The organism is Pseudomonas sp. SDT291_1_S447 (assembly GCF_054070155.1).
Genome location: NZ_JBSVXS010000063.1, coordinates 17,017 through 31,494 on the forward strand (window position 1 = coordinate 17,017; position 14,478 = coordinate 31,494).

At 61.1% G+C, this 14,478-nt stretch carries 13 protein-coding genes; 12 read left to right on the plus strand and 1 reads right to left on the minus strand.

Features of this window, described 5'->3' with window-relative positions; genetic code table 11:
- Positions 1 to 43: 43 nt before the first annotated feature.
- Positions 44 to 1,669 carry an NADP-dependent glyceraldehyde-3-phosphate dehydrogenase gene (locus tag ACW9IR_RS18850; RefSeq protein ID WP_102898966.1) on the minus strand — a complete coding sequence of 542 codons (1,626 nt, stop codon included), beginning with the start codon at positions 1,667 to 1,669 and terminating at the stop codon, positions 44 to 46.
- A gap of 369 nt (positions 1,670 to 2,038) precedes the next feature.
- On the opposite strand from ACW9IR_RS18850, the gene ACW9IR_RS18855 reads away from it, so the two are divergent.
- The 12 genes from ACW9IR_RS18855 (at position 2,039) to ACW9IR_RS18910 (ending at position 14,402) form a co-directional block, all read left to right on the plus strand.
- Positions 2,039 to 2,392, plus strand: a complete 354-nt coding sequence (locus tag ACW9IR_RS18855; RefSeq protein ID WP_102898964.1) for a c-type cytochrome — start codon at positions 2,039 to 2,041, stop codon at positions 2,390 to 2,392.
- 76 nt (positions 2,393 to 2,468) lie between these two features.
- On the plus strand, positions 2,469 to 3,797 hold the full coding sequence (locus ACW9IR_RS18860) for a D-arabinono-1,4-lactone oxidase (protein WP_180988081.1): 1,329 nt from the start codon (positions 2,469 to 2,471) through the stop codon (positions 3,795 to 3,797).
- A gap of 74 nt (positions 3,798 to 3,871) precedes the next feature.
- Positions 3,872 to 5,080, plus strand: coding sequence for a DSD1 family PLP-dependent enzyme (locus ACW9IR_RS18865; protein ID WP_457464621.1), 1,209 nt, complete (start codon positions 3,872 to 3,874; stop codon positions 5,078 to 5,080).
- A gap of 282 nt (positions 5,081 to 5,362) precedes the next feature.
- Entirely contained in the window at positions 5,363 to 5,974 is a 612-nt protein-coding gene (locus ACW9IR_RS18870; protein WP_007915478.1) for a transposase, read from the plus strand.
- A 56-nt stretch (positions 5,975 to 6,030) separates the two neighbouring features.
- A complete protein-coding gene (locus ACW9IR_RS18875; RefSeq protein ID WP_457464608.1) occupies positions 6,031 to 7,629 on the plus strand; it encodes a ShlB/FhaC/HecB family hemolysin secretion/activation protein in 1,599 nt (532 codons plus the stop codon).
- Positions 7,630 to 7,641: 12 nt separating this feature from the next.
- Positions 7,642 to 9,441: a DUF2341 domain-containing protein gene (locus ACW9IR_RS18880; protein ID WP_457464610.1), complete on the plus strand. Its 1,800-nt coding sequence runs from the start codon at positions 7,642 to 7,644 to the stop codon at positions 9,439 to 9,441.
- A gap of 11 nt (positions 9,442 to 9,452) precedes the next feature.
- Positions 9,453 to 9,878: an ExbD/TolR family protein gene (locus ACW9IR_RS18885; RefSeq protein WP_007915482.1), complete on the plus strand. Its 426-nt coding sequence runs from the start codon at positions 9,453 to 9,455 to the stop codon at positions 9,876 to 9,878.
- A gap of 3 nt (positions 9,879 to 9,881) precedes the next feature.
- Positions 9,882 to 10,586 (plus strand): energy transducer TonB family protein, encoded by a 705-nt coding sequence (locus tag ACW9IR_RS18890; RefSeq protein ID WP_457464612.1) that lies wholly within the window; start codon positions 9,882 to 9,884, stop codon positions 10,584 to 10,586.
- Positions 10,587 to 10,625: 39 nt separating this feature from the next.
- On the plus strand, positions 10,626 to 12,323 hold the full coding sequence (locus ACW9IR_RS18895) for a putative porin (protein ID WP_220558807.1): 1,698 nt from the start codon (positions 10,626 to 10,628) through the stop codon (positions 12,321 to 12,323).
- Positions 12,324 to 12,340: 17 nt separating this feature from the next.
- Positions 12,341 to 12,970, plus strand: coding sequence for a DNA repair protein (locus ACW9IR_RS18900; protein WP_457464614.1), 630 nt, complete (start codon positions 12,341 to 12,343; stop codon positions 12,968 to 12,970).
- Positions 12,971 to 12,987: 17 nt separating this feature from the next.
- On the plus strand, positions 12,988 to 13,458 hold the full coding sequence (locus tag ACW9IR_RS18905) for a YbjN domain-containing protein (protein WP_457464616.1): 471 nt from the start codon (positions 12,988 to 12,990) through the stop codon (positions 13,456 to 13,458).
- Positions 13,455 to 14,402: a peptidylprolyl isomerase gene (locus ACW9IR_RS18910; RefSeq protein ID WP_457464618.1), complete on the plus strand. Its 948-nt coding sequence runs from the start codon at positions 13,455 to 13,457 to the stop codon at positions 14,400 to 14,402. Before ACW9IR_RS18905 ends, ACW9IR_RS18910 begins: the two co-directional genes overlap by 4 nt.
- Positions 14,403 to 14,478 lie beyond the last annotated feature (76 nt).

Consider the following 14,478-nt stretch of genomic DNA (forward strand, 5'->3'; position numbering starts at 1 on the left):
CGGCAATCGGTAGGTGCTGAACGTACTCAGTGCAAGGCCCTCGTCAGAAGATGTAGTCGGTGGTCAGGAAGCTTGAATCACGACCGCGAATGATCTCGCTGATCAGATCCTTGTTGCTGTCCTGGAACTTGGTTGCCACCAGTGTGCGGATCGAAAACACCCGCAATGCATCGTGTACTGACAGCGTACCTTCTGCGGAATTCTTGCGGCCATTGAACGGGTAGGTATCCGGACCGCGCTGGCACTGAGCATTGAGGTTGATCCGCCCGACCTGGTTGGCGAATGTGTCGACCAGCCGTCCGACTGCCACCGGGTTGGTACCGAAGATGCTCAACTGCTGGCCGAAATCGGACTCCAGCACATAGTCGATCACGGTATCGAGATGACGGTACGGCACGATCGGCACCACCGGGCCGAACTGTTCTTCCTGATAGACACGCATCTGCGGATTCACCGGGTACAGCACCGCCGGGTAGAAGAACGACTCGCGGGATTCGCCGCCATTGGGGTTGACCACTTCGGCACCCTTGCTGCGCGCATCGGCCACCAGCCCGTGCAGATAATCGACCTTGCCCGATTCCGGCAGCGGCGTCAGCGACACACCGCTGTCCCACGGCATGCCCGGCTTCAGCGTGGCCAGTTTGGCGTTGAATTTATCGATGAAGCTGTCGACCACGTCTTCATGCACGAAGAGGATTTTCAGTGCGGTGCAGCGCTGGCCGTTGAACGACAGCGAGCCAGTCACTGCTTCGCTGACAGCATTGTCGAGATCGACTTCCGGCAAGACGATGCCCGGGTTCTTCGCATCCAGACCCAGCGCGGCGCGCAAACGGTGCGGTTTCGGGTGCAGTTTCTTCAGGTCGCTGGCGGCCTTGTTGGTGCCGATGAAGGCGAAGATATCGATCTTGCCGCTGGCCATCAGTGCGCTGACGGTTTCCCGTCCGCTGCCGTAGATCACGTTGATCACGCCGGTGGGGAAGCTGTCGCGGAAGGCTTCGAGCAGCGGACGGATCAGCAGCACGCCGAGCTTGGCCGGTTTGAACACCACGGTGTTGCCCATGATCAGCGCCGGAATCAGCGTGGTGAAGGTTTCGTTCAGCGGATAGTTGTAAGGGCCCATGCACAGCGCTACACCGAGCGGCACGCGGCGGATCTGCCCGAGGGTGTCCTGCTCCAGCTCGAAACGGCTGGAGCGGCGGTCGAGTTCTTTGAGCGCATTGATGGTATCGACGATGTAGTCGCAGGTACGGTCGAACTCTTTTTCCGAGTCCTTGAGGTTCTTGCCGATTTCCCACATCAGCAACTTCACCACGGCTTCGCGCTGCTGGCGCATGCGGCCGAGGAAGGCTTCGACGTGCTGGATGCGTTCGGCCACGCGCATGGTCGGCCACAGGCCCTGACCACGGTCGTAGGCGCGCACGGCAGCGTCGAGGGCCGTGAGGGCGGTCTCGGCATCGAGCAACGGCGTGCTGCCGAGGATGACTTGTTCGTCGCCGTTGTCACCTTTCAGGTAGACCGGACTGCGCACGGTGGCGAGCGGGCCGTCCCAGCGGCGCAACTGGCCGTCGACCAGGTATTCGCGTTGCTCGACCTGAGCGTCGAGGCGGTATTTTTCCGGGATGTCGCTGACAGAAGGGAACAGATTGCCAAGGATGTTTGCTGTGGTCATGTCGCTACCCCGTGTTGATGTCCGCATGCAGATCAAAAAGTCTCTACAGGTTATACGCCTGAATGCGCCGAAATTTAAACCCGCAAATGTCACCCGAATGTCACGCAGAGGCGCAAAACAGAGCGGGCTGGCAACACCGCGAACTCTGTGGGAGCTGGCTTGCCAGCGATGTGGCCGGTACTTTCAACATCTTCATTGCCTGACACACCGCTATCGCTGGCAAGCCAGCTCCCACAGGGTTTTGTGTCTATAGCCGATCCCGAGGCGAGTCCTGGCTGGCCCCGTTTGCCCCCCTCTCTGGCCTGCAATGCCCTCAACCCGCTGCAGCCGCTGCCTTAATGTGTGAGCACAACAATAAGCGAGGCCGTTATGCGGGCAATCCGACTCACTTTACTGCTGGCGTTAGCCATGATGCTGCCCGGTTGCGGCGATGAACCCCAACCCGTGGTCACCACCAACAACGCGACCCCCAAAGACCCGGCGCTGGCGCAGATCTACACCAACAGCTGCCAGCTCTGTCACGCCAACCCCGCTGCCAATGCGCCGCTCACCGGTGATCGCAAAGCCTGGGAGCCGCGCATCCGGCAGGGCCGCGACACGCTGCTCGACCACGCCATCAACGGCTACAACGGCATGCCGCCGATGGGCCAGTGCGTCGAGTGCAGCGAAGAGCAGTTTTTGCAACTGATCGGCTTCATGGCCGACCAAGCCCTCCCAGAATAAGGTGCCCGGCATGACCATGGATCTGACACGGCGTCAGTTGTTGCAACGGGCAAGCATTGTCGGCGCGTTCAGTGCGTTGGCCAGTAACCCGGTATTGGGCCAATTGCTGCGCGCGCCACGGCTGATCCCGTGGCGCAACTGGTCAGGCGGGCAGAGTTGCCTGCCAGCGGCGCGGCTGGCGCCAAAGAATCTCGATGAACTGGTGAGCGTCATCAAACAGGCGCAAGGCAAGATTCGCCCGGTCGGTTCGGCGCATTCCTTCAGCGCGTTGGTGCCCACCGATGGCACGCTGTTGTCGCTGAGCTATTTCAACGGACTGCTCGACCACGATGCTAAAACCCTGCAAGCCGAATTCGCCGCCGGCACACCGATGTCGCGCATGGGCCAGCCGCTGAAAGACATTGGTCAGGCCCTGCAAAACATGGCCGATATCGATTACCAGACCCTCGCCGGGGCGATTGCCACGTCGACTCACGGCACCGGCAAAAACTTCCAGTCCTACTCGGCGCACGTTTGCGGCATGCAATTAGTGACGGCCAATGGCGAAGTACTGGACTGCGACAGCCAGCGCCATCCCGAAGTATTCAACGCCGCACGCGTCTCCCTCGGCGCCCTCGGCGTGGCCACCAAAATCCGTCTGCAAAACCGCCCGGCTTATCGCTTGCGCGAGCGCCAATGGATCGCCAAGACCGAAGAGCTGCTCGAAGACCTCGAAAAGAACACCAGCGAAAACCAGCACTGGGAAATGCTCGTCGTCACCCATTCCGACTACGCCTTGTCCATCGCTCTCAATGAAACCGATGACCCGGCCACGCCGCCGATCAGCCCGGAAGAAGAGGGTGGCAACGAGTTCGTCACTCTGATCGAAAAGATCGACAAGTACGGCAGCGACTTCCCCGACCTGCGCCGTACGCTGCTCAACAGCTTGCGTCATCTGGCGAGTTTCGATGACCGCGTCGGCGACTCCTTCGACATCTACGCCAACGTGCGCACCGTGCGATTCAACGAAATGGAGTATTCCGTGCCAGCCGAACACGGCCCGGCGTGCCTGCGCGAAATCCTCAAGCTGATTCAGGACAAGGATTTGCGCACCTGGTTTCCCATCGAGTACCGCTACGTCAAGGCGGATAACATTGCGCTGAGCATGTTCGAAGGCCGCGACAGCTGTTCGATCTCGGTGCACCAGCATTATCAGATGGATCACCACAACTTCTTCGCGGCGGTCGAACCGATCTTCTGGAAGTACAACGGCCGGCCGCACTGGGGCAAGTTGCACACGCTCAACGCGAAGAACCTGCAACCGCTGTACCCGCGATGGCGCGAATTTATCGATGTGCGCCAGGCCCTGGACCCGAGCGGGCGCTTTCTCAATGCGCATTTGTCGTCGATTTTGGGGGTGAGCTGATGGCGGTCAATCGACGTAACTTCCTTCTCGGTACGTTGGGTGTCGGCGCTCTCTTGGTCGGTGTTGGCGCGTGGTTGCGCCCGGGGGATCACGGCGCGCCGTACAGCGACTATTTCCGCGCGCTGAACAAAGAATTGAAGGGCAACGGGCCAATGCGCCCGGTGCTGCTGATCGATCTGGATCGGCTCGATCACAACATCGATGTGGTGATGCAATCGGTCAAACGCGGTGGCAAGCAATTGCGTTTGGTGGAGAAGTCGCTGCCATCGCCGGGGCTGTTGAGCTACATCGCGCAACGTGCCGGAACGCAGAAGCTGATGTCGTTTCATCAGCCGTTTCTCAATCACGATGCGCTGACGTTTCCACAGTCGGATATTTTGCTTGGCAAGCCATTACCGGTACGTTCGGCAGCGCTGTTCTACCAAACCCACAAAGGCCCGTTTGATCCCGCGAAGCAACTGCAATGGCTGCTCGACGGCCCGCAGCGTTTGCAGCAATACCTCGCGCTGGCTCAGGGGTTAGGCACAAGGATGCGCATCAACATCGAACTGGACGTCGGCCTGCATCGCGGCGGCGTCAGTGATGTGAATGTGTTGGGCCAAATGCTCACGCTGATCAGCGCCAACCCGCAGCATCTGGAATTCGCCGGATTCATGGGTTACGACCCGTTCGTGGGCATGGGCGTGCCGGGGATTCTCGGCTCGCCGGATGAACTGTTCGCCAAGGTCATGGTGATTTATCAGCGCTGCGTCGATTTCACCCGCCAGCAGTTTCCCGCGTTGTGGCATGACGGTTTGTGCCTGAACACTGCCGGGAGCCCGAGTTATCGCATTCATGAAAACGAGAAGCTCAGCAACGAAGTGTCGGTGGGAACGGCGATGCTTAAACCGACGCACTATGATTTGCCGTCGCTGACCGAGCATGTGCCCGCGACCTATATCGCCACGCCCGTGTTGAAAAGCACTGGCGCGGTGAATATCCCGGCGCTGGATGACAAGTCGAAGCTGTTTTCGTGGTGGGACCAGAATCAGCGTCAGACCTTCTTCATCTACGGCGGTAACTGGATGGCCGAGTTCGAATCGCCCCAGGGTTTACAGAGCAACAGCGTCTACGGACGCAGCTCCAATCAAGAGATAGTCAATGGCTCCAGTGCCGTCGGCCTCACTGTGGAAGACCAGGTGTTCCTGCGCCCAACCCAGACCGAAGCCGTACTCCTGCAATTTGGCGATTTGCTCGCCGTGCGCAACGGCAAAATCGTCGACACCTGGCCCATCTACACCTGACCCCAAATCACCCAAACACTGCAAAACCCTGTGGGAGCTGGCTTGCCAGCGATGGCGTCATGTCAGCAACCCTTTACTTCGCTGACAGACCGCTATCGCTGGCAAGCCAGCTCCCACAGGGTTCTCGATGTATGTCCCATCTCATTGCCAAATTCTGTAATGAAGCTTTTATGACAAAAGTTCGGTAGCACATCGCCAGTCCGGTCATGCCTATGTAACGCGCTTGAGGGGCCCCAACGGGGCGCTTTTCACAAGCCGAGGCGGGACGCCGGGAGTGAGGCAATGGGGACTATGGAACGCTACTCGAAAGTGGGCATGCAGGAACTCGATCAACGCCTGTCGAAGATCGTCGAAGCCGCGCGCAAGAAGCCGGTTTCGGTGTATCGCTACGGCGCGCCGTGGGTCTGGATTGTCTCGCAGGATGACTGGCAGGGCGCCTTGAAAGAGGTTTCCAGCTACATCCCGCCGGGCCATTCGCTGGTGTTGCTGCGCCCGCAGATCGACGATTTGCTCGACGCCCACCGCGAGCTTCTGCACGACCTCAATGCCGAGCCCGGCATGCTGATCCCCGCGCAAACCGTGATGCACATCCTGCTCCTGCAACTGCTGTATTCGGTGCCCAGCGAACAGCAACTGTATGAACAGCTCAATTACAACCTGCTGTTCCGCTGGTTCGTCGGCCTTGGCCTGAACCAGAAAGTCTGGAGCTTCAACGCCCTCAGTCGCGACATCGCCACGTTGCTCAACGAGCCCCGTGCGGTGCTGCTCATTCAAAAAATCATCGGCGAAGTGTTCTGCGGCGCGTTGCTGCAAATGCCCGAGTTCTCGTTGAACTTCGCGCTTTTGCACACGTGGCTTGGCAAACACGCCTGCGCCTCGACAGCCAGCAATTGACGCCATACACGCGGCGTTCGAAACGCCAACAGGTCATCGCGAATTCAGGGGGTAGTGTGGAACCGATTTTCAAGTCACGGCTGGCGCTGTGGGGCTGGCTGCTGGTGACGGTGGGCGCGCAGCCGGCATTGGCCGAAGAGGCTGCCGAAAACGCGGCGGCCCAGCGTCTGGTCGACGTCAACGAATACTTCGTGCGCGGCAACACCGTGCTCGATGCGCGGGCGATTGAAGAAGCGGTGTACCCGTTTCTTGGACCGCAAAAAGCCCTCACGGATATCGAAGGTGCTCGGGACGCGTTGCAAAAGGCCTATCAGGAACGTGGCTATCAGTCAGTGTTCGTCGAGCTGCCGGAGCAAGCGGTGGCAGACGGCATCGTCTACCTGCAAGTCAGCGAAACCAAGGTCGGCCGGGTGCGTGTGGTCGGCGCCAAACACTATTCGCCGCTGGACATTCGCGACGACGTGCCGGCGCTGAAGGAAGGCGAGGTGCCGGACTTCGCCAAGGTCCAGGGCGAACTCGCACTGCTCAACAAAACCCCGGGCCGGCAAGTCATGCCGCTGGTGCGCGAAGGTCAGCGCCCCGGCACCATGGACGTCGATTTGCAGGTCGAAGACCAGAACCCGTGGACCGCCAGCGTCGGCCTCAACAACGATTACAGCGCCGACACGGAAAAACTGCGCACCGTCACCAGCCTCGGCTACAACAACCTCTGGCAACTCGGCCATAGCGTCAACCTGACGTTCTTCACCGCACCGCAGGAAACCGATAACGCCAAGGTCTGGTCGGGCTCCTACAGCGCGCCGCTGACCGATCGCTGGAGCGTGCAGTTCTCCGGTTACCAATCCGACAGCAACGTCGCCACCATCGGCGGCAGCAACGTACTCGGCAAGGGCCACAGCTACGGTGTGTCGGCGATCTACACGCTGCCCTCCAGCGGTAATTGGTCGAATTCGCTGTCGGCCGGCATCGACTTCAAGGACTTCGACGAACGCCTGACCCTGTCCGGTGAGAGCGACAAAGTCCCACTGCAATACGCGCCGTTCACCTTCGCCTACAACGGCTACCGCTACACCGAGAAGAGCCAGCTCGGCCTCGGCCTGAGCCTCGTCGCCGCCACTCGCAGCATCTTCGGCTACGGCAGCTCCGACGAAGACTTCGACTACAAACGCTACCGCGCCAAACCGAGCTTCGCCGTGCTCAAGGGCGACACCAATTACACCTGGACCTTCGACAGCGACTGGCAGAGCGCAAGCAAAGCCGCATTCCAACTCGCCTCGGGGCCACTGGTCTCCAACGAACAATTCTCCGCCGGCGGCGCCACTTCAGTGCGCGGCTATCTGGCTGCCGAACGCACCGGCGATGACGGCTTGCTGCTCAGCCAGGAAGTGCGCACGCCGTCGCTGGCCAAGTACGCCGGCACGTGGATGCAGGACTGGCGTTTCTACGCCTTTGCCGAAGGTGCACAACTTTATCTGCGCGACGAACTGCCGGATCAGGACGCCAATTACGCCCTGGCCAGCGTCGGCCTCGGCACCCGCGCCAGCCTGAGCAAATGGCTGTCCGGCAGCCTCGACTGGGGCTACCCGCTACTCGAAGGGCCGAACACCTCGAAACAGGAATCGCGCCTGCACTTCAACCTTCAAGCCACTTTTTAAAGGAGCACGTTCATGCAGCGCCTCATTCTTTCGTTGTTGATCTGCCTGGGCTTCGTGCTCCCGGCCACGGCTCAGGCCTGGTGGCAGGACGACTGGCATTACCGCAAACAGATCGCCGTCGACACCACGCCACAAGGCGCGGCGATCAATCAGGCCCTCGGCCGCACCGCGTTACTGGTGCGCCTGCACACCGGCAACTTCACCTTCGATGGCGTGAAAGAGGACGGCGCGGACCTGCGCTTCGTCGCCGCCGATGACAAGACCGTGCTCAACCACCAGATCGAAAGTTTCGACGCGCTGATGGGCATGGCGCTGATCTGGGTCGATGTGCCTAATGTCGAGGGTGGTCAACGCCAGGACATCTGGATGTATTACGGCAATCAGAAGGCGCCGGCGACCGGCAACGGCCAACTGACGTTTGATCCGAATTACACCGCGCTGTATCACTTCGACGGCGCCACCGGCACCCCGGCCAAAGACACCACCGCTTACGGCAACACTGCGCAAAGCGCGACCGGCGCGGCGATTGACGGTGTAGTAGGGCGCGCGTTGCAGTTCAGCGGCCAGCCGTTGTTGCTGCCGGCCAGTCCTTCGCTGCAACACAACGCTGGCAGCGCGTTCACCTTCAGTGCGTGGTTGCGTCTGGATCAGGCCAGTGGCGAACAACTGATTCTCGCCCGTCGCGAAGGCGCCAACAGTCTGCTGGTCGGTGCGAATCAAGGCGTACCGTTTGTAGAGATCGATGGCCAACGTGCGGTCGCCACGCAAGCGCTGAATCCCGGCCAATGGCAACACGTAGCGCTGACCGCTGAAGGCTCCAAAGTGACCCTGTTCATCAACGGTCGCGAAGCCGCCACGCTCGCGCAGGCGATGCCGGCATTCAATTCGGTCATGGCCATCGGCGCCGATCTGCACGAAGGCCCGTTCCAGCCGTTTGTGGGCGCTATCGATGAATTGCGTCTGTCGAAGGTTTCGCGCCCGGCAGCGCTGTTGCTGGCGGACGCTACCTCGCAAGGCGCCGAGTCGAAACTGGTCGCTTACGGTGTCGACGAAGAACAGTCCGGTTTCGGTTTCGGCAGCCTCGGCTTCCTGCTCAACGCCGTGCCAATCGACGCCTGGGTGATCATCGCCGTGCTGGTGCTGATGATGTTCCAGTCGTGGATCATCATGCTGCGCAAGAACCGCAGCCTCAGCCGCGTCAGCGCCGCCAACGAAGACTTCCGCGTGCAGTTCGCCAAGGTCGGCACACGTCTGGAGATGTTCGCCGACGACGCGCAACTCGCCCAGCGCTTGCAGCATTCGTCGCTGTGGCGTCTGTACCTGGTGGCGGTCAAAGAGATCCGCACCCGCCGCGAGCAGGGCGCTGATACCTCGTCGGTTTCCGCCGCAACCATCGAAGCGATCCGCTGCTCGATGGACGGCGTGCGTACCCGCGAAAACCAGCAACTCAGCTCGAAACTCTCGACCCTGTCCAACGCCATCGCCGGTGGCCCGTACATCGGCCTGCTCGGTACGGTGCTGGGGATCATGGTGGTGTTCCTCGGCACGGCGATGGCCGGCGACGTCAACATCAACGCCATCGCTCCGGGTATGGCTGCAGCGTTGCTCGCGACCGCGATGGGCCTGTTCGTCGCGATCCCGGCGTTGTTTGGCTACAACCGCCTGATCACGCGCAACAAGGAAGTCAGCGCCGACATGCGCGTGTTCGTCGACGAGTTCATCACCCGTCTGGCGGAGATGCACGGCGAGAGCCAGTTCAGTGAGGCGTCGCATCAGCGCGGCCATCACGCCAACCACTCTGTACCGGCCTGAGGAGCACTGACATGGCATCCGTAAATGCCTCCCACGACGATGACGAAGATGCCGCGGTGGACAGCATCAACATCACCCCGCTGGTCGACGTGCTGATGGTGGTGCTGGTGATGTTCATCCTCACCGCCACCGCGCAGGTCTCGGGGATCCAGATCAACCTGCCCAAGGCCAGCGCCTCCGTGTCGCTGTCCGAGGCCAAGACCAAGGCGATTTCGGTCAACGACGGCGGCCAGGTGTTCCTCGACGCCTACCCGGTGACGCTGGCCGAGCTGGAAGAACGCCTGCGCATCGAGAAGGCGCAGAGCCCGGATTTCCCGGTGATCGTGCGTGGCGATGCGACCGTGCAGTACCAGAAAGTCATCGAAGTGCTGGATCTGTTGCGCCGGCTCGAACTGTCCCAGGTCGGTCTTGTGACCGGCAAACCGAGTCAGGGCTGAGTCATGACCGCACAACTCCCGATCGAGCCGCTGCCGGTGAAAAAGCCCGCGCTGCGTTACGCGAAGTGGGGCGCCGGCTTGCTGATCGGCGCGCTCGCCGCGTGGTTCCTCTGGCAGTGGGCCAACGACATGAGCGGCATTCGCCGCGAAGCGCCGAAGGTGCCGACGATCATTCCGTTGCCGCCACCGCCACCACCGCCGCCGGAAAAACCGCCAGAGCCGGAAACCCCGGTGGAAGAGAGAGTCGTCGAGCCCGAGCCAACGCCGGAGCCGGAGGAGGTCAAGCCCGAGGAAGAAGCGCCGCCATCACCGGCGGACGATCTGGCCAACCCGATGCAAATGGACGGCGATGCGCAATCCGGCAACGACGCCTTCAACATCGGCGCGGGCAAGGGTGGCGGTATGGCCGGTGCCGGCGGCGGGCGTCTGGGCACGGGGACGTACAGCCAGTTTCTGGCGTTCACTTTCCAGCGTTTGCTGCGCGAGAACCCTGAGCTGCGCAACCTCGCGTTTTCGCTGCAGGCCGATGTCTGGCTGAGCAGCGTTGGCGAGATCACTCGCGTCGAGCTGATCAAGTCCAGCGGCAACCCCGAGATTGATACGCAAGTGTTGGCCGCGCTGCGTGGCGCACCTGCGCTGAGCGAACGGCCACCGGCCTCCATCACATTGCCTGTGCGCCTGTCCCTGCAAGGGCGGCGTCCGGGTTAATTCACTTATTTACGCTTTGCCAAAAGGAGTTGTGTGCAGATGATTTCCAACGTGAATCGATTGTCCCTGGCGGTCGGCATGGTCATTGCGACCCTGGTCGGTCAGGCCGTGGCAGCGCCTGCGCCCTCGGAGAACGCCACGATCAATCTGATCCGCTTGCTGGTCGAGCAGGGCATTCTGAAACAGGACAAGGCCGACGCACTGATCGCTCAGGCGCAGAACGAAGCGGCGCAGGCTAAACAAGCAGCGGCATCCACCGCTGTGGCGGCGGGGCCAGTGGCGGCGCCGGGTGACGTCCGTGTGCAATACGTGCCAGCCGCGGTGCGCGACCAGATCCGCGATCAGGTCAAAGCCGAAGTCATGGCCACTGCCAAACAGGAAAACTGGGCCGCGCCCAACAGCTTCCCGGAATGGGCGGCGCGCATCAGTTTCGACGGCGACATTCGCTTGCGCAACGAATCGCGCTACTACTCGGACAGCAACAGCAACGAGATCGTCGACTTCGCCAAGCTCAACAACAACGGCCCGTACGACGTTAACCCAAACAGCAGCACCAATCTGCCGCCGCTGCTCAACACCCGCGAAGACCGCACCAACCAGTTCCGCATCCGCGCACGGTTGGGCATGAAAGCCGAGATCTCGCCGCAATGGACTGCGGGTATCCGCATCGGCACCGGCTCGGACAACAACCCGGTATCGACCACGCAGAACCTCGGCGGCGGTTTCGCCAAAAAGGACATCTGGCTCGATCAGGGCTACCTGAACTGGAAGCCTACGGATGAGCTGACCCTGACCGGCGGGCGCTTCGCCAACCCGTTCATGTCCACCGACATGCTCTATTCCAATGACCTGAACTTCGACGGCGTCGCGGCGATTTTCGACCACAAACTCAATCGCGATTGGGGCGTGTTCGGCACCGTCGGCGCGTTCCCGGTGGACTACACCAACGACACCGCCAGCAGCAACGGCTTCGACAAGGAAGAGAGCGACAACAAGTGGCTGTACGGCGCGCAAATTGGCGCCAAGTGGGCGATCAACAGCAACAACCGCTTGAAAGGCGCACTGGCTTACTACCGCTTCGACGACATTCAAGGCCAGCGCTCCAGCCCTTGCGAACCGTGGGCCGGCGCACCGGGTTGCGACAGCGACGGCAGCCGTGCGGCATTCATGCAAAAGGGCAACAGCGTGTTCCTGCTGCGCGACATCACACCGAACCCGCTCAACCCGACCACCACGCCGCAGCCACAATTTGTTGGTCTCGCGTCCGAGTTCAATCTGCTCGATCTGAACATGGTCTGGGACGCCGACCTGCCAGAAGACTTCAAACTGCGCAGCCAGGGCAACTACATCCACAACCTCGCGTACGACGAAGGCGACATGCGCAAGCGTTCGGCCGGGCAGATCGTCAACAACCTCGACAGCAACGGCGACATCGAAAGCGGCGCCAATGCGTGGATGGTGCAGTTCACCCTCGGCAGTGCGCTGGACCTGAAAAAGCAGGGCGACTGGAACATGTTCGCTGGCTACAAATACATCCAGCCCGACGCCTTGCCGGACGGCTTCAACGACTCGTCATTCCACCTCGGCGGCACCAACGCCAAGGGTTATTTCATCGGCGGCAACTACGGTCTGGCGAAGAACGTATACGCGACCGGTCGCTGGATGAGCACCGAAGCGGTGTACGGCGCGCCGTTCGACATCGACGTCTTGCAGCTTGAGATCAACACGCGCTTCTAAGGCGCCGGGAGAGGGTTATGAAAACGCGATTTGTGTTGCTCGGGCTCGGGCTGTTGATCGCCACCGGGGCCAGTGCCGAAGGCATGGAAGAACGCCTGCGTACGCAATTGCGCAGCACCACGCAACAGTTGCAGGCCCTGCAAAGTCAGCAGGCCCAGGCCAGCGCCGCGCAACTGGCGGCGCAAAACGAAGCCAAGGCTGCGCAGGCGCAAATCAAGCAATTGACCGCTGAACTGGCCAAGGCCAAAGGCGTTGCCGAGCAATTGGCCGGACAGCAACAGAGCCTGCACAGCCAGGCGCAGGCGCAAGTGGCGGCCAGCGCCGAGCAGACCGGCAAGTTCAAAAAGGCCTACGACGAGTTGCTGGTCATGGCCCGTGCCAAAGAGGCAGAACGGTCTAAGCTTCAAGCGCAATTGGCTGAACGTGACACACAAGTGCAGCAATGTTCAGTCAAGAATCAGCAGATGTACGGCGTCGCCAAACAGATCCTCACTGCCTACGAAAACATCGACGTGGCCGAGGTGATGAAGATCCGCCAGCCCTTCGCGGGCAGCGCCCGGGTCAAGTTCGATGAACTGGCTCAGGGGTTCGGTGACGAGCTCTACAAGACCCAATTCGACGCGCCGCAAGCCGCGCTCTCGCACTGATAAACAAGGAAGAAGTAATGACTCAATTGATCAGCCATGTTTCCCCACAATCCCTGACCGACGTCCTGCAAGCCGCCGGTTATCGCGTCAACCAGACCGAACAGAACGGCATCGTCCAGTTGCTCAGCGCCAGCCAGGGCATTGGTTACGCCGTGCGTTTCGGTAATCCGGCGGTGGAGCAGGGTAGCTACGTCGACTTCACGTTCAGCTGTGCGCTGCGGGTGCAGGGTGAGTTGCCACAGGGTGTGGCCGAGCAGTGGAACGCCAGCCGTCGTTTTGCGCGGTTGTCGTTGCAGGGCGAATTTCTGGTGATGGAAATGGACGTGGTGGTGGCGGCGGGCGTAAGCAACGATCACCTGCGTGGCAACCTGGAATTGTGGGATCGCCTGTTGCAGGAATTTATCGTTTATCTGCGTGATTTCACTCAAGCCGCGCAAGCATCTACCGCGAAAGTCGCCGTGGCCGAGCAAGAGGAAGTCGCGCTGTGAAAAAGCCTGCCATGGTGATCAGCGCTGCGGCAGTGGCGCTGTTGGTGGTGGCCGTGGCGCTGGTGGTGCGGCCGGGCAGTGACCCGGTCGCCGCCCAGCAATCGTCACCGCTGGCGACGGTTGCAACGGGGCCGGCGGTGGCGCGCTTGGGCAATCAGCAAGTAACCCCTGCGGAACTTCAGGCGTTGCTGGCGACAGTCCCGCCAGAGACCCGCGAACAATTACGCGGTAATCGGGAAGCGCTGGAACGCTGGATTCGCACGCGGCTGGCCGAGAAAGCGGTGCTGGAGCAGGCTGATGCGCAGGGTTGGGCGCAGCGTCCGGAAGTTGCGCGGCAGACTCGCGCGGCGACTGAACAGATTGTCTTCCGCGATTACTTGCGTTCGGTCAGTCAAGTGCCGGCGGATTATCCGAGTGCGGCTGAATTGCAGCAGGCTTATGACGCGGGCAAGACGAACTGGCAGACTCCGGCGTTGTATCGGGTCAGTCAGATTTTCCTTGGGGTGAATGATCCGCAGAATCTTGAATCGGTGCGCAAGCAGGCGCTTGACCTGAGCAAGAAAGCTCAGACGACGCCAGCGGAGTTTGCCGCGCTGGCAACTCAGTATTCGCAGGATCGCGTCACCGCTGAGCGTGGCGGCGATACCGGCCTGCAACCGTTGCAGCAACTCGTCCCGGAGGTGCGTGGCGTCGTGGCGCGGCTCAAGGTCGGTGCGGTTTCCGATCCTGTTCAAAGTGCCGCCGGGTTCCACGTGATCAAACTCACTGAGCAACAACCCGCCCGTACCGCGACCCTCGAAGAACTGCGTGATCAGCTAACCGAGGCCTTGCGTGCGCAGCGGCAGGAACAGATTGCCCAAGCGTATCTGGACGGCATGCTCAACACCGCCACACTGAGCATCGACGGCGCCGAACTGAACAAAGTCCTAGAGGAAAAACACTAATCCCACCTCCACCACCAATCCCCCTGTAGGAGTGTGCCTGCTCGCGATAGCGGTGTGTCAGGTTAAGAAATGTCGA

Excerpts from the sequence above, each read along its gene's own strand:
- ACW9IR_RS18855 (WP_102898964.1), top strand. The coding sequence starts at position 2,039 with ATGCGGGCAATCCGACTCACTTTACTGCTGGCGTTAGCCATGATGCTG.
- ACW9IR_RS18870 (WP_007915478.1), top strand. The coding sequence starts at position 5,363 with ATGGGGACTATGGAACGCTACTCGAAAGTGGGCATGCAGGAACTCGAT.
- ACW9IR_RS18900 (WP_457464614.1), top strand. The coding sequence starts at position 12,341 with ATGAAAACGCGATTTGTGTTGCTCGGGCTCGGGCTGTTGATCGCCACC.
- ACW9IR_RS18885 (WP_007915482.1), top strand. The coding sequence starts at position 9,453 with ATGGCATCCGTAAATGCCTCCCACGACGATGACGAAGATGCCGCGGTG.
- ACW9IR_RS18895 (WP_220558807.1), top strand. The coding sequence starts at position 10,626 with ATGATTTCCAACGTGAATCGATTGTCCCTGGCGGTCGGCATGGTCATT.
- ACW9IR_RS18880 (WP_457464610.1), top strand. The coding sequence starts at position 7,642 with ATGCAGCGCCTCATTCTTTCGTTGTTGATCTGCCTGGGCTTCGTGCTC.
- ACW9IR_RS18890 (WP_457464612.1), top strand. The coding sequence starts at position 9,882 with ATGACCGCACAACTCCCGATCGAGCCGCTGCCGGTGAAAAAGCCCGCG.
- ACW9IR_RS18905 (WP_457464616.1), top strand. The coding sequence starts at position 12,988 with ATGACTCAATTGATCAGCCATGTTTCCCCACAATCCCTGACCGACGTC.
- ACW9IR_RS18850 (WP_102898966.1), bottom strand. The coding sequence starts at position 1,669 with ATGACCACAGCAAACATCCTTGGCAATCTGTTCCCTTCTGTCAGCGAC.